Source organism: Ruminococcus sp., from assembly GCF_016287535.1.
Lineage (GTDB): Bacteria > Bacillota > Clostridia > Oscillospirales > Ruminococcaceae > Ruminococcus.
Map to the genome: position 1 here is coordinate 305,882 of NZ_JAEFAJ010000001.1, position 22,441 is coordinate 328,322.

Genomic DNA, 22,441 nt, shown 5'->3' on the forward strand with positions numbered 1-22,441 from the left:
CTCCTTATCATATCTTTCTGGTTTAAATGGAGAATCTGACGAGATAAAATGTCAATGCTTCATACTAATACCTGATAAAGCATAATTCATATGTTTATTCTACCATATTAATTCAACAAAGTCAATAATCCATTTGCACTTATTCACGACTTGCACCTGAAAAAACATGATAAAGAGACTCTTTAGTTAAATAAAAGCTTTTTTCATTTTAAGTGCCACAATGCCGGAACGTCTCTCAGCGGCAGTCGGTAAAAAGAACTTACATTACTGTATATATGTAAAAGGCAGCTGAATCCAGCTGCCTTTTTTTATTCTGCCCAGTAGACATAATTCTCTTTTCTCGGAGAAGGTTCAGGCTCCTCACAGTCTGCGTAGCCCAGTATACAGTGTCCTATACCCTCATAGTTGCCACTGATGCCAAGACTTCTGAGAAGTTCCCTGCCTTCCTCAGACTCGAACTCCTCTTTCGCACGATGTATCCAGCAGCTCGATATTCCGCAGGCATGGGCTGCGTTCATTAGATTGCCCATGACAAGACTTCCGTCATAAAGATATGTAAACATATCCTTGTCGGCAAGAACTATAAGCACAACAGGTGCGTTGTAAAACGGATCATTGTTCATTCCCATTACCTTTGCATTGAGTGCTGAAAGGCGGTCACGGATCTCCTTATTTGTAACTGCAATTATGATCGGTGACTGACGGTTCATGCCCGTCGCTGCATAGGTGCCGGCTTCAATGATCTTTTTAATGATGTCTTTCGGTACCATGTCTGACTTGAATTTTCTGATGCTTCTTCTTGAAAGTAGGTTTTCCATTGCGTCCATAATTAGTTCCTCCTTAAAATAGTTTCGGATCTGCTGTTGTGTCTGATAATTTTTGATGTAGTCATATTAACGCTCCCGGCATAAAGTGCTTCCGTACCTTGTGCCGTTTTTCTTTTGTCGAAATATATTATATCACATTATTCCGGAAATAGCAACAACTACAATTACTATCAGGTCATAATTATATCATGATGACCGGAAATAAAAAATATAATTGCAAAATCAATACCGGCATGATATAATAGTGGTGAAAATCATATTTCGTACCCGCAGCAGCTGCCGCAAGGCAGTTATTAACCTGAATATTGAAAAAGGTGCAGGAAAAGCCGCCTTGTCAGTTTTTTCCTGCCTCTGATCCGAAGGAGTGATTCAATGAAAACGACAAAAGCATTGAAATTGTTTTTCAAACGTACAGTTACATTAATTTGCAGCGCAGCTATGCTTCTGACTGTCAGCAGTGTCAGAAAAGGTTATTCCCGCGCTGTTACAGCTTCGGATACGATATCCGATGAGATAGGTCTTGTGGGTAATCTTTTCTGTATCGCTGACAGCAGCTGCGCCGATCATGCCGAGCTGCAGTGGGCAACCACGCTCTCTGCGGACAGCTTTACACTCTACCGCTCGACAGACCCGAAAAATAATTTCATATCAGTCTACGAAGGAAACGGCAATTCCTATGAGGACGATGATATGACAGCCGGAACGACCTACTATTATCAGCTGAAAGTCAGCTCAAAAGGCAATGACAAGTTTTCATCGGTAAAATCATTGACTCCATGCACACTGCCCTCCGGTCTGAGCACCTACGACAATCAGAAGGGCAGCAGCCTTGTTTACGATACAAACGGCTACAAGGTCGGTAATACCTACTACAGCTACTCACTGAAAAAGCATTCCGGCAAGGACGACATATACCTTGCAGAGACTTCTTCAAGTGACGGAAAGCATTTCGGAAACGAGAGAAACGTCGCTGACAGTTCACAGAACTCTGCCCTTGCAAGCTGTAAGATCGAATCGGTGCATATCGAATATGTCCCAGAAAAAAATAAAGTCGTAGTGTGGGCGCACTGGGAAAAGCCAAGCGGATACAGCGACGGCAAGGCTCTCGTTATTACAGGTACTCCGGGCGGACAATTCACCGTTCATCACGTATACAATCCACTGGGTATACAGGTCCGTGATATGGCGGTATTCTTTGACGATGACGGCACAGGCTACCTTATCGCAGCAGCAAACAAGGAAGGTCAGGGCGCAAACGCGACCATGTATATCTTCCGTATGAATGATGAATACAGCGACGTTACCGAAGTCGTCAAAACTCTTTTTGAGGATCAGTACCGCGAGTTCCCGAACCTTATCAAGAAGGACGGATACTACTACCTTTTCACCTCACAGGCCGCAGGCTGGTATCCGAGCAGCGGAGCTTACAGCGTTACCAAAGATCTCGGTGGAAAGTGGAGCGAGCTCCGCAGCATCGGAAATACCTCGACCTTTTCCTCACAGTCCGGCTGGATAGTAAATATGCAGGACAAAAACTATATAATGCACGCATACCGCTGGCTGAGAGCTTCATCAACAAGCGGTACCACACTTTGTCCTCTCTATTTTGACAATGGCTTTGCGTTCTATGATTACTGTCCTTATTTTAAGTATAATACCTCTACAGGCGACCTTTATCCTGTTCAGCAGGGAGAGCTTCTCTCTCAGGACAGACCAGCCTCATCATCACTTGCCGCAAAGTCAGGCAATTCACCGGCAAACGCCTTTGACGGTTCGTATCAGAGCTCCTTTACAGCTATCGCTGACTATAAAAAATGGCCGTTCTGCCTACAGGTGGATCTTGAAAGAGTCTGCGAGCTTTCAAACATTCAGACCTCATGGTATATATGCAAGGGCTCGGAGGGATATTATACCTATACCGTTGAGGGCAGCACCGACGGTCAGAACTGGACAAAGCTGCTTGACCATACCGACAGGAACAGCGAAACTGTAAACAAGACCTATGGCTTCAACAGCGATATGCTCTCAGGAAAAGCTCGATATGTACGTCTTAATGTTCAGAATGCCACATTACAGAACAATCCCGATAATAACTGGTACACCCCTACGGTCTATGAGGTAAAGATCTTCGGAACTCCGGTCAGTCCTGCCGTGAAACCGGAGCCATACACCGATATCAGCTTTGAAGACGGTACCGGAAATCTCTCGCTCAACGGAAATGCTTCCGTTAAACAGGACGCTCAGAAAGGAAATGTGCTCTACCTCGACGGCAGCGACGGTACATACGGAGAATTTCCGCTGGGTATGCTTGACGGCTGCCGTGACTATACTGTGAGCATGGATATAAAATCTGAATCAACAGGTAATTTCTTCACCTTTGCCGCAGGTAAAAACGATGAGAAATATGTATTTTTCAGAGTCGCAGACAAGCTTTTCAGGTTTGCCGCCACAACCGACTCGTGGCGTGATGAGACAGAGCTCGTTTATGACATTGACGGCACTGAATGGCATAACTATACACTTGTCGTCAGCGGCGCCGATACGAAACTGTATCTTGACGGTAAAATGGTACTGCACACTACTGAAACACACGGTCATCTTGCGGATATGGGTTCGGGAACGAGCTGTTATCTCGGCAAATCATACTATTCCGACGACACCTTCTTCATGGGAAGCATTGACAATATCAGGATATACAAATGCGCTCTTACCGAATCTGAAATAAACGGTTCCCCAGCAGCAGACGGCGACGTCAACGGCGATGGCACCCTGTCTGTTGCTGACCTTGTCACAATGCAGTGTTTTCTGCTCGGCAGCGGTGATCTTGTGAACTGGGGAAACGGCGATCTTTGCCGTGACAAAAGAATAGATATCTTTGATCTTTGTCTCATGCGCAGACTGCTTATAAACTCCTGAGTCAATACATACTAAAATACAAAGCCCCTTAACCGAGCTGAACGCATGATACGCAGCTCTGGTCAAGGGGCTTTGCTATATTAAAAATCCGGACAAGCTCAACTCAAAGAAGTGATAAGTCCTAAAAGGAATTCCTGTATTGCAAGTGCGTCAGCATTAGTCACGCCGTTGCCTTTTTCGCTTACATCAGCATTTGCAAGTCCCTGCTCTGTGATATGGAGCTCGTCACTTCCGTTTACACCGTATCTGTCAGGATTTGCAAGGGACTGCATTATCAGTACAGCGTCGCCCATATCTACTGTATCATCACAGTTAGCATCGCCGTAAAGAGTTACAGTTTTTAAATCAGGCACAGAAACGGTTGTTGTAGTCATTACAGATGTTGTCGATGTTGTAGTTGTAGTTGTTGACGTTCCTGTCTGTTCAGGTGCCGTGCCTGCATTTTCTGTAAGAGAAAGCAGATATGTGAGAGGCGAATTCCAGTAGATCGTTATCTCGTTTGTGGAATAGCTCTCGGAATTGTCAACATATCTCTTCGCAGCCGGAAGATCCTGACAATATGCCTTTGCGGCACTGTCCTCAAGGTTCTCATTAACTCCGCCCGCAAGCATTCCCTTCATTGCATGGCCTACTGCCATTGATGGACGGTGATGCGGATTCTTCGGTGAGACCGTGCCGTATCCGGAAACAAAACAGATACCCACAGGATTTACACCAAGAAGATAGTTGAGCTGTGCCTGAGCAGCCTTTCCGTAGCTTTCATTTCCAGAAAGCTGCTGCGCAAGCTCGAAAATTATACCCGCATTGGCAATGGTCATATTGCTGCCCCATGCGTAGCTTTTCAGCGGTGAACCATAGGGTGAAGCCTCAACATTTGATATCATCTTTTCCGCCTGTGTGATAACAGCCTTTTTTGCACTGGCATAAAGCTCTGATCCCTTGTCTGCATCCTTCATTGTGAGAAGAGCAATATTACCGTAGTCACCCACCGTTGACCAGTCGAGTCCTGTGGAAACGCTGCTCACGTTTGCTGTGTACTTCTCGTCCCCTGTTGCACGGTACATCTGAACGGCTGCCCAGTAGCGCTCGTCCTTGTCAGAGAGATCACCGTACTCACCGGTAACGATGTCAGCAGGATTTTTGAATACAAAACCGGGATTTGCTTCGAGCCATGACCATGACTTTTCGGCAGCTTCCATACACTTCTTTGCAAAGTCTGCGTCATATTTACCGTAGAATTCCGAAGCAAGCGCCATTGCAGCACAGAGATCAGCCGTAGCGGTCGAGCTTACAGGAGTGACGATAAGCTCCGCAGTCTCCTTTGTCGGCATAACATATGCAGGGAAAGTCGCACAGGATACCTTATGATAAGCGCCGCCGTCAGCAGACTGCATTTTCATCATCCACTCAAGCTCGAAACGCGCTTCATCAAGTATATCCGGGATATTGTTTCCGCTCTCCGGTATACCGGTATCATCGCTGTAAAGTTCGGGAGCGGCATCGTATGCATAGAGCAGATCTGCAACAGCCTTTGCAGCAGGTACGACATATCTTCCGTAGTCACCTGCGTCATGCCAGCCGCCGCTCACATCTATCTTTTCATTAGTACCGTAGACCGTAGCCATATCCGTATGACAAGCCTCGTGACCGAAATCCTTGTCCTCGACATTAACGCCGCAGCGCTGTAAATACAGCATCCTCACACTGTCATCGATAAGATCAGAATAGACCTTTTCGCCTATCTCAAATGTATAGGAATCGTCAAGACCGCTGCATGAAATATAGTACTTTCCGGCTTCACTTACAGATGAGAAATCTCCTGTCCAGTTTATTTCGTCCGCGCTCTTGTTCTCTGTCCTGCTTTCAAGTTTTCCGGTGAAAACAGCTTCCTTAGTATCAGCATTTACAACCGTGAATTCAGTCTGGTCTGTAACATCACGGAACACTGCGATCTTCTGTCCTCCGGGTCTGTAGCCGACCTGGTCTATATTTATCGAAGGAGCATAGGGACGGCTTGAAGCATAATCAACATTGCTGTCGTCGATCAGCTCAAGCGACACGTTGTCGATATAAATGGTATGTTCGGGAAGTTCTCCCTCATGCTTTTCCTGTATACCACAATTGAAAACAAGCTTCGCCATTATATCCGTTTCCTGCTTCATTGTGAACTCATAATCCACTGTCTGCGGTTCTGATGTAAGCTCAAGTCCCTTCCATGTATATGCCTGATATGTACCGCCGTTCTGCTGTATCATTCCCTCTATATAGCGGTCGGTGCTCGAAGAGATGTCATACTTCAGACGGTAAACGCCGTTCTGATACAGGGGTACGATATCATAGAACACCTGCACGGCATAATTGACCTTTCCCACACTTGATACTGTAAGCGCAAGCTGTCCGTCCTCTGTACTGAGTGAACATTTTCCACCGCTCTCCTTATAGGTCCCCCAGCCTGAGGTCCCCTTATCAAATGTGGAATTGCTGATGATGTTTCCTGCAGCTGTAACAGGCAGACTGCTGAATGGCAGTGCCGCTGCAAGAACTGTGCCTGCTGCAAATGCAGCTGCACAGCGCTTGATGATAGTTTTTTTCATTTTAATTCCCTCTCATTTTGTGCTTTTTACGGATAACATAATTTGCTTTTACAGATATACGTACAGTGCAGATACAGCGATAAACGCGCTGTGTACGGAGCTCCGAAAAAAGCAGTATATTACGGTAAAAACATATTGTCTTATGCTTTTACACTTATATTGTAGCAGAACATTCACCGGTATGCAATGACTTATCGCACTTGATATGTAACATTTTGTGCATTTGTATGCTTATAAACTTTTCCAAACAAAAATGCTGCCATTAATGGCAGCATTGATAAATATCAGAATACTTTCTGAATATCTTTCATATTTCCGAGAAGCAGCACCGCATTATCGGTATTCAATACCATATCCGGCATAGGGATCACAAGCTGGTCTGCTGAACGTATCGCAATAATATTCAGATGATATTTCTTGCGTATATCAAGTTCTGCAATTGTTTTATTGTTCCACGCCTTTGGTATCCTTACTTCATAAATATTGATATCATGATCCATCTGGAACACGTCAAGGATATCGTCAGATGCTTCCTTTACCGCAAGGCGAACCGCCGTCTGCTTTTCCGGATATACAGTTTCGTCAGCACCGTTCCGGAGAAGGAATTTTTCCTGAACGTCGTTCTGAGCACGTGAAATGACCTTACGAGCTCCAAGCTCCTTCAGAAGTGCTGTTGTTTCAAGTGAATCCTGGAAGCTGTCGCTTATCGTAACTATACATACGTCATAATCCGGGATACCGAGTGAGCGCATAAACTCAGCGTTTGTACTGTCACCTATCTGTGCGTTTGTTACTATAGGAAGTATCGCGTTGATACGCTCCTCCTCACTGTCCACCGCCATTATCTCACAGCGGAGCTGTGCCATGCGTCTTGCAATATGTATACCGAACTGTCCTGCACCGATTATCAAAACTGATTTCATAATTATTTCTCCTTTTCGTGTATCATCATCCTACTGTTATCTTTTCCTGCGGAAGTCTCGAAGCTTCACTGCCTGATGCAAATGCCGCATAAATCAGAGTAAGTCCTCCTACTCTTCCTGCAAACATAAGTATCATGAGTATAATATGCGACGGCAGCGAGAGCGACGTCGTTATTCCAAGAGTCACGCCTGCGGTCCCAAGTGCGGAACCTGTCTCAAATAAACAGGTGACAAGCGGAAGGGACTCAATCAGGCAAATTATAATTCCTGTTGACAGGAAAAAAAACACATACATAAACAGTATAGCGCCTGCTGTGCGTATCGTGTCCAATGAAATGCGGCGCTTAAAGCATTCCACATCATTTTTACGACGGAATACGCTGAGCGCAGCAAGAAACAGCACGGCTATCGTTGATGTCTTCATTCCGCCTGCTGTTGAACCTGAACAGCCTCCTATGAGCATAAGTACAGTCATAAGCATTGCTCCTGGCTCGCTCATTGCCGAAAGATCTGCAGTATTGAATCCGGCTGTTCGCGCAGTTACCGACTGAAACAATGAATGAAGGATACGTTCCTTTACAGGCTCGCCCGCATATTCGGCAAAAAAGAAGAACAGCGCAGGCAGTAATATAAGCACTCCTGACGTAAAAAGAACTATCTTTGTCTGAAGCCGGTACTTTTTAAAATGATGTCTGTACTGAGCTATGTCGTCCCATGTCAGGAAACCGATACCGCCTGTAATTATCAGCAACATAAGAACTGTATTTACATATATACTGCCGCCAAAACCTGTCATGGACGAGAAGGGCTCACGAACTCCCATAAGGTCAAATCCGGCATTGCAGAAAGCGGATACGGAATGGAAGACTGAATACCAGATACCCTTTACCGCACCGAATTCACGGCAGAAAACAGGATACAGCAAAACTGCGCCAGTAAGTTCAACTGCCGCAGTAGTTTTCAGAATGAACTTTGTGAGCTGGAGTATCCCGCCGACATTAGGCGCAGAAATTGAATCCTGCATCATTCCGCGAAACCAGAGTCCGATCTTTTTACCTGACAGTCTCGTTATAACAAGACCTATCGTTATGACTCCCATACCGCCTATCTGTATAAGCATAAGTATCAGCGCCTGACCGAAAAGCGACCAGTGCGTCGCCGTATCACGGACGATCAGACCTGTAACACATGACGCTGAAACAGCTGTAAACAGCGTATCTCTGAAAGGAGTAACAGTTCGGTCCTTTGACGCGACCGGAAGCATAAGAAGAAAAGCTCCTGCCATTATCAGAACAAAAAATCCAAGGCTTATTGCGCGGAAAGGATTGCGATTGTGTATCATATTCTGTGTTTTATTCTTTTTCATATTTATCTCCGGAATAATATTTTCATGACGGCAGATAATGCTTTACACTTTCTGCTGACTTTTTTGCGCTGCATAAATTATAGCATATTTTTTATTATTATACAAGTGTTTTATACTAAAAAGCCAAGCCCGCTGTCTAAGCGTGATACTCATACAGAAACTTTATATGGAATTATCGGGGGGAAACCTTTCTGAAGAAAGGTTCCTCTGACGGAGGCGCGACCCTCTGTCACTGCGTGACATCTCCCTACACTGTAGGGAGTCACCCCCGTCCCCCCCTTCCAAAGAATTTTATCTGATTTTTTCACTTATAAGGCGCGTAAGTAATAAAAAAGACCTGCAAGAATACAGGTCGCGCCCTATAAGGGAAAAAATAAAAACGAAAGTTTTAGGAAAGGAGTTTGAGGAAGAACCCTTTTTCAAAAGGGTTCTTCCTCAATAGCTCATGTAAAAACTTCTATATAAGTACCGTACATAAGATGGCGGGCTGCTGCACTAATCAGTTTTTTATTTCATATACTGCGATACTGTATCCTCCGCTAACGGACTGTCGGACAGATATATCCGTTTAAAAAGAGAACTGATATCCGCAGAATCACAAAACTGTGATACCGGTATATTTCCGCACTGAGTCATTATACAGTTTCCCGACTCATTCAGGTGAGTAATAAACAGGGATATATCCGCACAGATATCAGCTTCTTCAATATCACCGCGGACAGCGTGCATAAAGTCGTGAATATCTCCGTGAAGCGCTGTTCTGAGCTGTCCCTGCCATTGATTATATACATTCGTCTTATCGTTCATTGCTCCCGCAATTACGAATTCATTCGGCAGCGGACCTGCTCCGTGACGGGTGACATATGAGCGTGTCACATATACCGTTTCTATATCAATAACCTCTTCTTCCGAAAAAAGATTGCCAAGTATCCGTGAAGGCTCAAACAGTCCTGTCCGTGACGACGTGAGATGCGGAGCATATTCAGTACAAAACTCATCCAGCAGCAGTCCCTGCGCTCCCTCAAATATTATCTCGTCATAATTCCGCAGCTGTTCCTGCTCGATAATGCTGACATATTCAGTATTCCGGCACATATCCTCAGCCGCATTGTACAATACCCGCTCACTGTTAAGCATTTCGCCGTACTCTCCGGCTTCGTTGATGTCAATTGAAAGCTCCTCAAGTCTTACAGGCACATACTCCCGTTGTATCGTTCTGAGCCTGCTGTACAGTTCAGAAGTGTTCATAGCTTTGATCTCTCCCAGATAAAGAGGGAATCCAACTGACCGCACAGCCGCCTCGTTTATTCCCATGCCGCAGGAACCGTGGCGGTCTTTTCCACGCTTTGTTTCAAGCAGCATATTTATAAGAACATCACCTATATATGTACAGCGGCATTTACCTGACGCAAAAATATCAGGTATTTTTCCGTGGAGCTTGCCGAAGCTCTCCGCCTCAGAAGAGAGCTTATACAGATCCGGCATAAAGCTGTCTGCCCAGTATGTTGCAATATCACGGAATGAAGCTGAAGTAAGCTGAGAGAAAACAAAACGCTTATCCCTCAGTTCAACAGTATGTCCTGCCTGTGCTCCGCCATTGTGCCTGACACATATTGCAGACGACCCATGTTTTACAGCGTCCATAGCAAAATAGTCTGTGGCAAGTCCCTTTCCTTCATCACCGAAGTTTTTTCCTATAACTATCTTTACCTTCATTTATTCTTATTGAATAATTTCGAGAAGAAACCTTTCTTTTCGTTGCCTTCACTAAGAGCGGCAATATTTTCCGGCGTGTCAGCCGCGACCGGCTTTGCTTCCGTGACAGGCTTAACTGCATTGAGAGGCTTTGCAACAGCTACAGGTTTTGCCTCCTTCATCGGCTTCGCAACCGGAACAGGCTTACGGCTGGGATCATGCTGCGGCTCTGCTGCAGCATTTGAAACAGGTTCTTTCTGCTGCATCGGCTCCGCTGTCTTAGGAGCAGACTTTACACTGATAGTTGACAGTGCTTTTTCTACAGTATCCTTAGCCTTGCCGCTCCACTGTGAAACAGTCTCCTCCCTGGTCATTCCGTTCACCAACTGCATAATTGATATCATTACCTCAGCAAGAAACTCAATATTCTCAGCCTCGATAACTGCATTTCTTCCGGGTACGAGACGCTCCCACGTTTCCAGTGAGCTCTCTGTACGTCCGCCGGTTATTATATGGAATATCTCATATTTCTCGCTTGTCTGCGAGAAGAGCTCTTTTGTCTTATAGTTGTGAGCAGTATCATCGTTAAATACATCTCTGATTTCTTTCGCGTTAAGGATATCGGTATTTCCGTCATCTCCTACCTCATCGCCGATACAGAAGATAAAGCCTTTCTTTTTACGCTTTTCATAGCTGTCTATTGAGGTGTGCATCAGCGCGAAATACCATACAAGCGAATCGTAGCTGTACCTGTTTCCGCCATCGAGCTTGAACTCAAGCAGCTGCTCGACTACGCGAATATCCGCTTCAAACTGAGTAACCTGCATTGCGGGATGAGTTGAAGAGGATGAAGGCGATGTAAAAGCTGCACACATGATATGCGGATCCGTAACAGGTCTTTTTTCAAGTATCATGGTAGCTGTCCTGTTGAGAGAGTTCTTTGCGATCTCTGCTGCAAGATAGCCCATGGAACCTGTGGAGTCAAAGCCAATGATTATCGGCGTTGACTCCGGCGAGTCCTCACTGTCACGTGATTCGCGCACAGTTATGAACTTAGGCAGATATTTCTCGTTCACCTGATTCCCGCTGAAAATATCATTGGCAGTTGAATCCGCATTGATACCTTTGCTGTTTTTTAGCTTGTTCCAGTCAGCTGCATTATAGCTTCCGCGTCCCATTATAGTCTACCTCCTCAGAATGATATATTATTGTTTTTCGGAATATTTATATGAGCAAGCGAGCCAGCGATCCTTTCGGCTGCCTGCTGGTCTACCGCGCTGAGTGCTTCATTTGGTGTCCTGCCCTCAGCAACTGATATAAGAGCATATATCAGCTCAGCAAGGCATGAGATATCCTTTTTGTTTATGACGGCTGTCCTTCCCGGCAGCAGCTCCCTCCAGCCTTCAAATATCCTTTCGTCCTCAGGAACTCCTCTTTCTATGCATATATGAAATACATTGTACATCTTCCCTGCCGCCGAAATAAGCTCCTCAGATGCCAGATCGTAAGCGGAGTCATCACCGAATACCCGTTTTATCTCACCACAGGTCAGCATTCTATGGCAGTTGTCGTCACCGATAGTTATAAGATATCCTTTTCCTTTGCGCTTTTCAAAGCAGTCCGTATGTGTGCGTTCAGCAGCAAAATACCACGCAAGATTATAGGATTCTCCGCCGTTTCCGCCGCCTCCGCCCTCTATACACAGACCTGTGAGCTGCTTTATTATCCGGATATCACTCTCAAACTGAGTTACCTGCAGCGGATATCTGTCACTCCTGCAGTCGCCTATGGCGCAGCACATCACCTGCGGGCAGGATATCGGTTTATTCTCATACAGATAAACTATTGCCTTATTGAGCGAATTGAGGGCAAGCTCCTCAGCAAGATATCCCATTGACGCTGTTACATCAAAACCGATAATGACCGGTGTGGACCTTGGTGAATCCTCGTTATCGCGCGACTCTCTCTCAATTCCTTTCAGTGAAGTCAGCGCAGAAGACGATACCTTCTCTTCAAATATCCTGTCATTTTTATTTGCATCGCCGAATGAGCTTCTCAGCTTTATCCAGTCACTTGCAGTATAGCTTCCGCGTCCCATAATCACTTACCTTTTCCGTAGATATGCTGATCGTCCGTTTCCATATTTATAAACTTCCGCTCACCGTATGACTTTATCAGAACATCGTCCCAGTATGCAAAATCCTCATACGCATTGCTCATAGGAGCGCTTCTCAGGAAATCAGCAAAGGGCTTTGGGATATCATCAGTTTCCCTGACAGCATCAGCTGAAGCAAATCCAAGAACATTAGCGGCAGTTTCACGTAAAGCTGTAAGATTATCCCTGGTCGTACATATCCTGTCATTGACCCGTGTATTGTTGCGGACCGCATTCCACCAGCCGCCGTACAGGCTCGCCTGATGATCGTAAGGGTCAATATACAATGTGTCAGGACCGAAGTCGTTATGTACAATACTGTTATATTCAAGAACACAGCAAAGATTTTCCATGCGTCCTATAAGCCAGGCAGTATGCCTGCCGCTGAGCGTACCGAACAGACGGAGCGGATACTCGTCTTCACTCTTTTTTACAACAAGCAGGGCAGAACCGTCATTCAGTTCAAAGCCTCCGCTTATCCTCGGAAAAAAGTCCGAAAGATTCCTTGTATCAGCTGAAGGATAATCGACAGACGAAACATTTTTCCTGAATTTATCCGCTTTATCGCTATTTCCGGCATCGAAACGGAATATGATGTTCTGTCTTGCCGTATATACAGCTGCGTCTCTGTCCTTGTAGGTATACATATTCTTTATATCTATCTGTCTGCCGTCACTGCATTCAAACACCTCCGACGCAGCGCCGCTCCAAAGCTTATCAGAACGCCTGCGCCTTTCCTGCCCGTCAGATGACAGACTAAGAAAGCCTCTCATACGCTCATAAAAATCACGGTAATAGTCCGTATCCCTGTGATCAAGCACATATTCCGAACCGCAGTACCGGCAGTGTGCTGTTGTTCCGGAAGGATCAATGGTCATTGGTCCCCCGCAGTTTTTACAGTTAAGTTTTTTCATATGTGCCCCTCCGTCCGTGATATATAATACAATAATAATAAATGCCTGCTTTTTCCATTATGATTAAAATCAGCTTGACATAAAGAATCCGCGCTGTACATTAATTATAACATATATCAATTTTAATGTCAATAATTTATGTATATATCAACAATAAAAACAGCACATTCAGTAACTATGCCGAATGTGCTGCTTTGTGTAAAAAATGGTTATCAACTGTTGAGAGCTGCAAGGATTATCTCAAATCTCTTGATAAGGAAGTCTACAACTGAAGTCTGACCGCCGCCGAACATACCGCCGCCGAAGTCCATATCACCCCAGTCCATGTCGCCCCAGTCCATGTTTTCCCAGTCCATGTTTTCCCAGTCCATGTTTTCCCAGTCCATGTTAGCCCAGTCGAAGCTTGCGTCTCCGCCGAAGCCGCCCCAGGCGCCTCCGCCTTCGCCGTTGGCGTCACCGCCTCCGAAACCAGCCCAGCCGCCGTTCTCACCGTTGGCGTCACCGCCTCCGAAACCAGCCCAGCCGCCGTTCTCACCGTTAGCGTCTCCGCCTCCGAAGCCGCCCCAGTTACCCCAGGCATTGCCGGGATCTTCTTCGCTGTACTGAAGACCTTCTGCACTCTTTGAAGTATTTATATCAAAATCATCAATAGTGAATTCAAAGCGAGGATCAGCTTCTACGTGAGGACGGATTGCCTTTGCGTAATCAGCCACATACTGCTCGGGATCGCTGTAGAATTCGATTACTTCCTTAACGATATCCACATACATATCGTAATACTCCGGAACCTGAAGAAGCTTTGCAAGAGGACGGTCCTCTATAGTCGACTGATAAAGACTTGTCTTTATGTCTGATGTTACTGAATTTGCTCCTCCTGTAAAGTTACCGAGGCAGAGGTTGTAATCCCAGCCTACAAAATGCATTTTGCCGCCTGAATACATGAGATAGTAGTTATGTGCAAGAGATCCATTATAGCTGTCGTAGTTGCAGAATATTGAGTTTACTGCAAAGCCCTTGAGGAAGCTCGGCACATCAAGAACATCTTCAATGAACTTATAATCAGTTGCTGTGAGTTTGTTGATAGCTGTCTTGACAGCCTGTATATGATCGAAGTTTTCGTCCAAACCGAACTTGACGTCAAATCTGTCAAGAGGCATACTCTCAGTGAACGAGCAGTAGCTGTCACCGCCGAAGCCGCCCCAGCCGCCTTCAGCTCCGTTCTTTTCTGTTGCCTTGTAGAGAACTGAATCATCATCTACAGCGTAGCGCTCAGCAAGAGTTGTACCGGGCTGCTCTGCGAGGAGATAGAAGCTGTAGAGGTCACCGTTGAGGTACATATCTGTATGTGCTGCATGAGGTGCTACACCGCCGATCTCGTACATAGCGTTATAGCAAAGTATATCTCTGAGGCACGAAGCATCCATGAGCATATTGTTCATGCAGAACTCTGTCAGTCCGTGATAATTGAGAGTCTTGTCATACTTGTCGAGCTTGAAACGGAGGCTGTACTTGCCGTCCTTTGCCATCATAAGCGAACTGTTGCCCTTTGTTCTTATACCAACATTCTTGAAGGTCTCGCCATCGATCGTGATATCACAGGGAGTCCATTCTTCCTTGCTGGCTGTTTTCAGAAGGTTATCCCATACAGCTTCATCGATCTGGACATCGATCTTGTGGATCTTCTCCTGGCTGAAGAGCTCCTGATAGAGCTGCTCCTCGTTCTCCATATCGTTGTTTACATCTGTGAACTTCGCAGGCTTGCCGCTCTTGAATGTGCTGCCGCTGCTGTGCTTCATCTTTATTCCGCCTGCAAATACCTTGAGGTCTACGGAAGCAATGTTTGCAGAAGAAACAACTGCATATTTATACTTCTTGAATGTGTTCTTCTCTATGAGAACCTTGTTTGAGGAATCCGTTACAGAGATCGGATTGTTCTTTGACCACTCCTTTGTGAAGTCAAGCAAGAGTGTTGCCTGTTCTGTTGCAGCAAGAGTCTCGCACTGCTGATCGACAGCAGTAGCAACTACATCGCCGCCTGTGATATTTACTTTGCCGGCTGCGGTGAGTCCCTTGTCGCCGAATGCAGCTACATCGCCGCCCGATACAGTGATATCAGTCTCTGCCTGAACAGCGTCCTTGCCGGCTTTGATAACAAGAGTTCCGCCTTCAATTGAGACTGCACCCTTCGATGACTTTATACCGTCACCCTTGGCAGTTATATTTAAAGTACCGCCCTTTACTGTTACAGAGCCCTTGCCCTTTACAGCGTCAGGAGCAGCTTCCTTGTCTTCGTTGAGAGTGTTTATGTTAAGCACTCCGCCTGTAAACTTGAGATCATTGTTGCAGACGATAGCAGGCTGTACATTCGCATTTACAGTAAGAATACCTGTGCCGTTGTCGTCGCCCTTGATCGTAAGATCGTCCTTCGCCTCGATAACAGCGCTTTCAGCCTCGTCGCCGGCATAAGCTGCCGTTCCGTCAGATATAGTATTCTCTGTGCCGTCAGCAACGGTGACAGATGTCTTGTCTGCATTGTTTACAAGTATCGCAGGAGCGCTCTTTCCGGTTATGCTTGCTCCTTTGAGTACAAGCTTGACGGTGCCGTTATCAGCTTTCTCATCAGGTATATCAACGCAGATCTGACCGTCGGAGAGAGTACCGTCGATCGTGTATTTTCCTGAGTGAGTGATAATTATCTTTGAACCTTCAGCTTCAGCATACTTTCCGTCGATCTCAATACCGGAATCGCTGAGGTGTATCATTGTCTTTACCTCGTCCGCATCATCTTCGCCTGTCGATGAGTCTCCCTTGTAGGATTCGGGAAGCGACTTGATGTTGCCTAAAAGATAATTCTGGATAGAGAGCGCATCTTTTGTTGTAAGACCGTTTCCGTTCTCACAGACGTCAGCAAGGTCGATTCCCTGCTGTGTGATATGGTTCTCACTTGTTCCCGAAACTCCGTACTTTTCAGGATTTGCAAGTGACTGCATGATAAGCACGGCATCTGCCATATCAACAGTGCCATCGCAGTTTGTGTCACCGTAGAGACCGTCAGCAGCTGACGCCGATACAGCCGAGGCGGTTCCCAGGACCATTACCGACAGAAGACCTGCCAGTATGTTTTTCTTTTTCATTTGAATCATCCTCCTAAATAAAAAAATAATATAGGCAATATATATTTATGATAGTATAATAATTTGTAAATCTTAAAATAACCTTAAAGCTTTTTTCATACCTGATACCACAGCAGAAATATTTAATAAAAAAGCAGCCTTTAAAGACTGCTTTTCAGATATGATAATATCCGAGCTGTTCACTTTTCTTCAAATAATCCTGTATCTGCTGCAGATCTTTTTTTACCTTATTTCCTTCTGAAAAAAATCCCTTATCGAGTCAGCCAGCTCTTCAAGATGACCGGTAAAGCAGTGATCCCCTCCGTGTATCTTAACAAGCCCGGAGTTTTTATAAAGTTCAGCCGCCTTCTCTGCATAGTCAAAAGGAACTATAGTATCTTCGTCACCGTGTATGACAAGAACTTTTCCCTTGTATCTCGAAATCGCGTCCTCTACATGAATCGATTGTGCCGTGCGGATATAATCGCCCGAAATCTCCCAGCTTTCGCTGGCTAACCTTTCAGGAATATGTTCCGGATCAAAACTGTTTCCAAGAACTGTACCCTTCCTTGCGTCACCGGGGATCATCCATGCAGGTGATAACGGCACAATAGCTCTGAAATCGTCCGCGCACATACCACCTATCAGCATTGTCAGCAGTCCTCCCTGAGAATGTCCGCAAAGATAAAGTCCGGTAACAAAATCAAGTTCTTTCGCATATTCTACCACTGCAAGCGCGTTCGTCACCCATTTATACAGTGTATGATTTTTAAACTCTCCGTCACTTTTTCCGTGACCGTACATCTCCGCGCGAAGAACTGAAACGCCTGCCTCATTCATTGCCTTCTGAGCTGCAATTATGTGCTCTTCTTCCATATGCCCTGTAAAACCGTGTATCAGTATGCAAAGCGGTCCCTTTTTCATTTTGTCCGGACGGTCAAGCTTTGCATGAAGGCGTATACCGTCGCTGTTAATAAAGAATTCTTCCATATTTATCATTCTCCCGTTTATATTAAAAAGTGAATTATCCGAACATATATATTTCAGGTTTACGCTGCCTCCTGCTCTTGTTCTGAAAGAATATCCTCTTTAAGATATTTTGTAATGTAATCGTATCTTTTACTGTAGAATTGTCTAAGTGAATTTACTGATTCCTCGTAATTTCCCTCTGCGGCATAACCGCCCATCCATCCGCCCCAGAAACGGTCATATGTGTCTATAGTCATATCATGATACTCTTCTGACAGCTTTTCGATCTCGGAATCAACGCGCCCGGTACCGAAGTAACCGTCAGCTATCTCCATAAAAGTATCGGCAAACTGCTTTCTGAAGCCGTCATTCTCAAGAGCTCCGTTAAAAAGATCTGCGATAAAGCAATCGCTTTCCATAAGCTTTTCAAAGCTGTCTTCATATGGCTGTGCTTCACCGTAGATACCCGAACTGTATTCCGTATCAAAAAGAACGAACCGCCATTTGCCGTCAGAATAGGGCGAATCATTATCTGTATTTTCCGCTTTCCACATTGCAGAATTAGGCTTTCCCCAGTCTGCGTTGTTTATGTATATCTCAGTGCTTACGTAGTCCATAAAGCCCTGCATATCAATATATCCGCAAAGCTCGTCATAGGCTGACTGTTCCGAGAAATCTGTATCACGTATCCAGCTGCGCAGCTCCTCCCATTCTGAAAATGTCTCCTCGGAACCTTCATCAAGAGTCTCCGCTTTTATTATGCATATCTCCTTCGCAGGAACGTCATAATGTGTGCTGATGAATTCCTTGTCAAGCTTTTCTGTTATCTCGTAATGTCCCCAGAACTCACCGTCTATGAAAACTATGCACGGCTCCATACCCTGTGTAAGAAACTGCCTGTCCTGAACAAGAGACTGTATCAGCTTATCTCTGAAACGTGTATACTGCGCGTCATTTCCGCCGTTGCGAAGTATAAAGCTGTCAAACAAAGTAACAGGAGTCCCGTCAGACTTTTTCCTGACATTATCCGAAAAAAGATCATATTCAAGCTTAGCAGCGCCATAATCCTTTCTTGCATATACATTCATGCTTTTTTGCGAATATGAACGTGTCGCTCCGCCATGTATACGTATCCCCACATTCTGCGACACAGCAAGCTGTCCGTTTTCAAAGAACTGTATCGTCGCTTCCCTTTCCCATTCTCTGCCTTTCTGGGTATAGTTGCCGGGAAGGAACCAGTCGGGAGTTTCAGGGTCGTAATCCTTGCTTTTCTTCCATGAGTCATATACCTTTCCGGTTACATAAATACCCTTTTCATAGTCGAAGAGATTATCCTCATCAGTCATAAGAGATACTATCTTAGTGTCCTTGTAGTAATCCGCTTTCTGGTCAAAACCGACAAAATATGTATTTGACACAACTGCACTGCTGTTGCCGTTTTTATCTATCGCAACTGCCCTGACTACCGTTGCCTTGTCTGTCTTGTCACGCGGAATAAAAGCAGTTTCGTATGCCGCAGGCTGCGAAATCCCTTTGTGTTTGCTGAGTACGTTTTCTTCCTCTGAACGGTCTTTCACAAGAATAGGTGAATCATAGCAAATGCTCTCTGCAGTTGGTATACTGCCGTCAAGAGTGTAGTATATCTCAGAGCCCTCATCAGCGGATATGGAAAGATAAAATTCACTGTCATAAAAACCGCTTTTTGCGGAGAACCTCATTCCCTCAGCTTCAAACGGTTCAGTTTCGGTATCTGCTGTATTTATCTCAACCGGTACTGCTTCAGATGATCTCTTTACTTCATCCGCACATGAGCCAAGCGATAAAACACTGAAGCTCAGTGTCATAAGCAATAATGAATTTATCATAGCTTTTGATTTGTTTTTCATAAAATATCTCCTGTTTGTTTCCCTATAATTTGTATGAACCCATTTCACCTGACATCAAAACAAGGTACAGGAAAAATGTTCCTGTACACCTAACCTGTCTGTATTAACATTATTATACATTATCCACGTGATACAGTCAAGTAATTATGATCAGGCACACAATATCCTTGTTATCATCACAGCCGAACAGAACGCTTTAACTGAGAGAAAATCTTTCATCAGTCTGAATTCGTTACAGAAGTTTTATATCAGAAGAAAATCGCAGCATATCCGCAGAAATAAAACTATCCGCTCAGGATAGGCTCCTGAGCGGATTTTAATGCACAATTTCAAAACCAATAACATTATTGGTCAGTATCCTCCAATTCCTTCAGCCAAATATAAGCCGACGCGTCGCTTGGCATATGCCAGTCACCGCGTGGAGACAGAGTAACAGTTCCTACCTTTGGTCCGTCAGGCAGACAGGAGCGTTTGAACTGCTGCGAGAAGAACCGGCGGTAAAATGTCTTGAGCCATTTCATTATGACTTCCTTGGAATATGTTTCTGCAAATGTGAGACAGGCGATACAGAATATCTTTGAGGGTGAATATCCGTATCTAAGCATATAGTACATGAAGAAATCGTGAAGCTCATACGGTCCGACGATATCCTCCGTTTTCTGTGATATAGTGCCGTTTTCCCCAGGCGGAAGGAGCTCAGGGCTAACAGGAGTATCCAGTATATCAAAAAGAACTTTTTTCAGTTCACCCTCCGATATCTCAGCTTCATAGTTCACAAGCCAGCGCACAAGAGTTTTCGGTATAGACGAATTAACAGCGTACATTGACATATGGTCTCCGTTGTAGGTCGCCCAACCCAGTGCAAGCTCCGACAGGTCTCCTGTACCGATAACGTTGCCGCCGAGCTGATTTGCTTTGTCCATAAGCACCTGAGTGCGTTCCCTTGCCTGTGAGTTCTCATATGTAACATCATGTACCTCCGGAGACTGCTCTATATCGGCGAAATGCTGCATGACACTTGCACATATATTTATCTCGGTGAGCGAAGCACCGTAAGCCTTTGCCAGCGAGCAGGCGTTATTGTAGGTTCTGTCAGTAGTTCCGAAGCAGGGCATGGTTATAGCATGGATACCGCCTCTGTCAAGTCCCAGCATATCAAATGCGTGAACAGTAACGATGAGCGCAAGAGTTGAATCAAGTCCGCCCGAAAGTCCGAGCACTGCTGTCTTGCAGCCGATATGACGCAGCCTTGTCATAAGTCCCACAGCCTGCATGGTGAGTATCTCCTCACACCTGCTGTCAAGTGCCTTTTTATCAGACGGTACAAACGGAGTTCTTGGAAAAATCCTGTCAAGAACAGTTTTCGTGATATCAAGTGAAAAAAATACAGAGTTCATATCTGGAGAAGCCGGGAACGAATTCATTCTTCTGCGCTCATAGTTCAGCTTTTTTATGTCGATATCAGCAATGGTAAGTCCGCTTGAAAAAGCCTTCGACTCAGCCAGTACAGAGCCGTTTTCCGCTATTATATCATGTCCCGCAAAGACCATATCCTGCGTGGATTCCCCAATACCCGAACTGGCGTAAGCGTAGGCGCAGGCAAGAGAGCCCGAATGTGCTTTGACAAGCGTTCTGCGGTAGTCCGCTTTGCCTATTACCTCATCGCTTGCGGACAGATTGAATATGATAACAGCGCCAGAAGCTGCAAGGCGCTCGGACGGCGGAGAGCTTACCCACATATCCTCGCATATCTCGACTCCGAAGATAAGCTCAGGAAGCTCCCTGCAGGTGAAAACAGTATCCTCAAGATGAACTGAATACCCGTCATCAAGCTGAATATCCGCACAGAGGCTGTCACCGGCTGCTGTGAAATGACGTACCTCGTAAAACTCGCTGTAATTTGGGATATTCTTTTTCGCCACAGCTCCGACAGCTTTTCCTCTGTTTATGACAACGGCGCAGTTGTACAGCTTTCCGCAGACTGCAAGAGGCACTCCGATAACCGAAACTATATCTATATTTTGAGTTTCATTTATTATCCTGACAAGTTCTTTCTTAGCCGAACTTAAAAGTGCATCCTGTAAAAACAGGTCGCCGCAGGTATAGCCTGTAATGGAAAGTTCGGGAAAGCATATAAGCTTCACTCCCCTGCTGTGAGCTTCGGTGATTAGTTCAATTGTCCTGTCAGCGTTGTACTGACAGTCCGCGACCTTTACTTCGGGTGTCGCACAGGCAGTTTTTATAAATCCGTCCTTCATAGTGTCCCTCCTAAAATCAAAAAGGCACTGCTAAAAAACGCAGCGCCTTTGCTTGTCTGAGATTATTATATAACGTCATTGTAAAAATGTCAAGAAAAATCTTGACAGGAGTTCCCGACTGTGATATAATGCAGATAAAGAGCAACGGTGCTGAGTATTCAGCGCCGTTTTTTGTTTGTACGGGGAGGTGCCTTTATGGCTGCTTTTGACAGGATATTATCGGGGATTCCCGAAATGGATACCGCACTTGACAATATAAGACTGGGCGACAATGTTGTATGGAGAGTTTCCGAGCTTTCCGAGTTCCGGCTGTTTATGGAACCCTATCTCAGACAGGCTATTTCTGACAGAAGAAATATCATATACTTCCGCTTTGCATGCCACCAGCCCCTTGTGGATAACTGCCCGGAGGTAAAAACGATTGAAGTTCCGCTGTCTCACAGATTTGAAACATTCACAGTTGACATTCACAACGAGATAGAAAAGGCAGGCAGGGACGCTTTCTATATATTCGACTGTCTTTCGGAATTGCAGGCTATGTGGGCTACAGACCTTATGATGGGCAACTTTTTCCGCGTGACCTGTCCGTTTCTGTTCATACTTGATACAGTTGCATTTTTCCCTATAATCAGAGGAAAGCACTCCGTTCATGCTATAAATAAGATACTGAACACAACACAGCTTTTTCTTGATGTATATTCGGATAAAAAGAACGTATATGTCCGTCCGGAAAAGGTATGGAACAGAAGTTCCGACACCATGTTTCAGCCACATACTTATGAGCCTGAAACAGGGCGTTTCCGCCCTATTCTTGACGGTGTCAAG

At 45.2% G+C, this 22,441-nt stretch carries 13 protein-coding genes and 1 pseudogene; 2 read left to right on the forward strand and 12 right to left on the reverse strand.

The window, feature by feature from the left end; all coding sequences use genetic code 11:
• Window positions 1-308: 308 nt before the first annotated feature.
• Complete coding sequence (locus QZZ36_RS01440; protein ID WP_365685348.1) at window positions 309-827, reverse strand: nitroreductase; 519 nt, start codon at window positions 825-827, stop codon at window positions 309-311.
• A 372-nt stretch (window positions 828-1,199) separates the two neighbouring features.
• On the opposite strand from QZZ36_RS01440, the gene QZZ36_RS01445 reads away from it, so the two are divergent.
• Window positions 1,200-3,743 carry a LamG-like jellyroll fold domain-containing protein gene (locus QZZ36_RS01445; protein WP_295075590.1) on the forward strand — a complete coding sequence of 848 codons (2,544 nt, stop codon included), beginning with the start codon at window positions 1,200-1,202 and terminating at the stop codon, window positions 3,741-3,743.
• Between the two features lie 98 nt (window positions 3,744-3,841).
• Here QZZ36_RS01445 and QZZ36_RS01450 read toward each other — a convergent pair whose 3' ends face one another.
• From QZZ36_RS01450 to QZZ36_RS01500, 11 genes are all read right to left on the reverse strand, one after another.
• Entirely contained in the window at window positions 3,842-6,337 is a 2,496-nt protein-coding gene (locus QZZ36_RS01450; protein WP_295075593.1) for a glycoside hydrolase family 9 protein, read from the reverse strand.
• 284 nt (window positions 6,338-6,621) lie between these two features.
• Entirely contained in the window at window positions 6,622-7,260 is a 639-nt protein-coding gene (locus tag QZZ36_RS01455; protein WP_295075596.1) for a TrkA family potassium uptake protein, read from the reverse strand.
• A gap of 25 nt (window positions 7,261-7,285) precedes the next feature.
• Window positions 7,286-8,626 carry a potassium transporter TrkG gene (locus QZZ36_RS01460; RefSeq protein ID WP_295075599.1) on the reverse strand — a complete coding sequence of 447 codons (1,341 nt, stop codon included), beginning with the start codon at window positions 8,624-8,626 and terminating at the stop codon, window positions 7,286-7,288.
• Window positions 8,627-9,133: 507 nt separating this feature from the next.
• Window positions 9,134-10,342, reverse strand: a complete 1,209-nt coding sequence (locus tag QZZ36_RS01465; RefSeq protein WP_295075602.1) for an adenylosuccinate synthetase — start codon at window positions 10,340-10,342, stop codon at window positions 9,134-9,136.
• Entirely contained in the window at window positions 10,339-11,499 is a 1,161-nt protein-coding gene (locus QZZ36_RS01470; RefSeq protein ID WP_295075605.1) for a hypothetical protein, read from the reverse strand. The genes QZZ36_RS01465 and QZZ36_RS01470 overlap by 4 nt, the downstream gene beginning before the upstream one ends.
• A gap of 14 nt (window positions 11,500-11,513) precedes the next feature.
• Window positions 11,514-12,419, reverse strand: a complete 906-nt coding sequence (locus tag QZZ36_RS01475) for a hypothetical protein (RefSeq protein ID WP_295075608.1) — start codon at window positions 12,417-12,419, stop codon at window positions 11,514-11,516.
• Between the two features lie 2 nt (window positions 12,420-12,421).
• Complete coding sequence (locus tag QZZ36_RS01480) at window positions 12,422-13,390, reverse strand: hypothetical protein (protein ID WP_295075611.1); 969 nt, start codon at window positions 13,388-13,390, stop codon at window positions 12,422-12,424.
• A gap of 212 nt (window positions 13,391-13,602) precedes the next feature.
• Window positions 13,603-16,524, reverse strand: a complete 2,922-nt coding sequence (locus QZZ36_RS01485) for a carbohydrate-binding domain-containing protein (protein ID WP_295075613.1) — start codon at window positions 16,522-16,524, stop codon at window positions 13,603-13,605.
• A 222-nt stretch (window positions 16,525-16,746) separates the two neighbouring features.
• Window positions 16,747-17,493 (reverse strand): alpha/beta fold hydrolase, encoded by a 747-nt coding sequence (locus QZZ36_RS01490; protein ID WP_295075616.1) that lies wholly within the window; start codon window positions 17,491-17,493, stop codon window positions 16,747-16,749.
• Window positions 17,494-17,552: 59 nt separating this feature from the next.
• Window positions 17,553-19,358, reverse strand: coding sequence for a CotH kinase family protein (locus QZZ36_RS01495; RefSeq protein ID WP_295075619.1), 1,806 nt, complete (start codon window positions 19,356-19,358; stop codon window positions 17,553-17,555).
• 344 nt (window positions 19,359-19,702) lie between these two features.
• On the reverse strand, window positions 19,703-21,616 hold the full coding sequence (locus tag QZZ36_RS01500; RefSeq protein ID WP_295075622.1) for an NAD(+) synthase: 1,914 nt from the start codon (window positions 21,614-21,616) through the stop codon (window positions 19,703-19,705).
• Window positions 21,617-21,811: 195 nt separating this feature from the next.
• Here QZZ36_RS01500 and QZZ36_RS01505 point away from each other — a divergent pair.
• A pseudogene (locus tag QZZ36_RS01505) lies at window positions 21,812-22,441 on the forward strand (phosphoenolpyruvate synthase); the annotation flags it as partial.

Bases quoted from the DNA above. Each gene is read 5' to 3' on its own strand.
- QZZ36_RS01460 (WP_295075599.1), bottom strand. From the start codon at position 8,626: ATGAAAAAGAATAAAACACAGAATATGATACACAATCGCAATCCTTTC.
- QZZ36_RS01465 (WP_295075602.1), bottom strand. From the start codon at position 10,342: ATGAAGGTAAAGATAGTTATAGGAAAAAACTTCGGTGATGAAGGAAAG.
- QZZ36_RS01485 (WP_295075613.1), bottom strand. From the start codon at position 16,524: ATGAAAAAGAAAAACATACTGGCAGGTCTTCTGTCGGTAATGGTCCTG.
- QZZ36_RS01455 (WP_295075596.1), bottom strand. From the start codon at position 7,260: ATGAAATCAGTTTTGATAATCGGTGCAGGACAGTTCGGTATACATATT.
- QZZ36_RS01470 (WP_295075605.1), bottom strand. From the start codon at position 11,499: ATGGGACGCGGAAGCTATAATGCAGCTGACTGGAACAAGCTAAAAAAC.
- QZZ36_RS01480 (WP_295075611.1), bottom strand. From the start codon at position 13,390: ATGAAAAAACTTAACTGTAAAAACTGCGGGGGACCAATGACCATTGAT.
- QZZ36_RS01450 (WP_295075593.1), bottom strand. From the start codon at position 6,337: ATGAAAAAAACTATCATCAAGCGCTGTGCAGCTGCATTTGCAGCAGGC.
- QZZ36_RS01445 (WP_295075590.1), top strand. From the start codon at position 1,200: ATGAAAACGACAAAAGCATTGAAATTGTTTTTCAAACGTACAGTTACA.
- QZZ36_RS01475 (WP_295075608.1), bottom strand. From the start codon at position 12,419: ATGGGACGCGGAAGCTATACTGCAAGTGACTGGATAAAGCTGAGAAGC.
- QZZ36_RS01500 (WP_295075622.1), bottom strand. From the start codon at position 21,616: ATGAAGGACGGATTTATAAAAACTGCCTGTGCGACACCCGAAGTAAAG.
- QZZ36_RS01440 (WP_365685348.1), bottom strand. From the start codon at position 827: ATGGACGCAATGGAAAACCTACTTTCAAGAAGAAGCATCAGAAAATTC.
- QZZ36_RS01495 (WP_295075619.1), bottom strand. From the start codon at position 19,358: ATGAAAAACAAATCAAAAGCTATGATAAATTCATTATTGCTTATGACA.
- QZZ36_RS01490 (WP_295075616.1), bottom strand. From the start codon at position 17,493: ATGGAAGAATTCTTTATTAACAGCGACGGTATACGCCTTCATGCAAAG.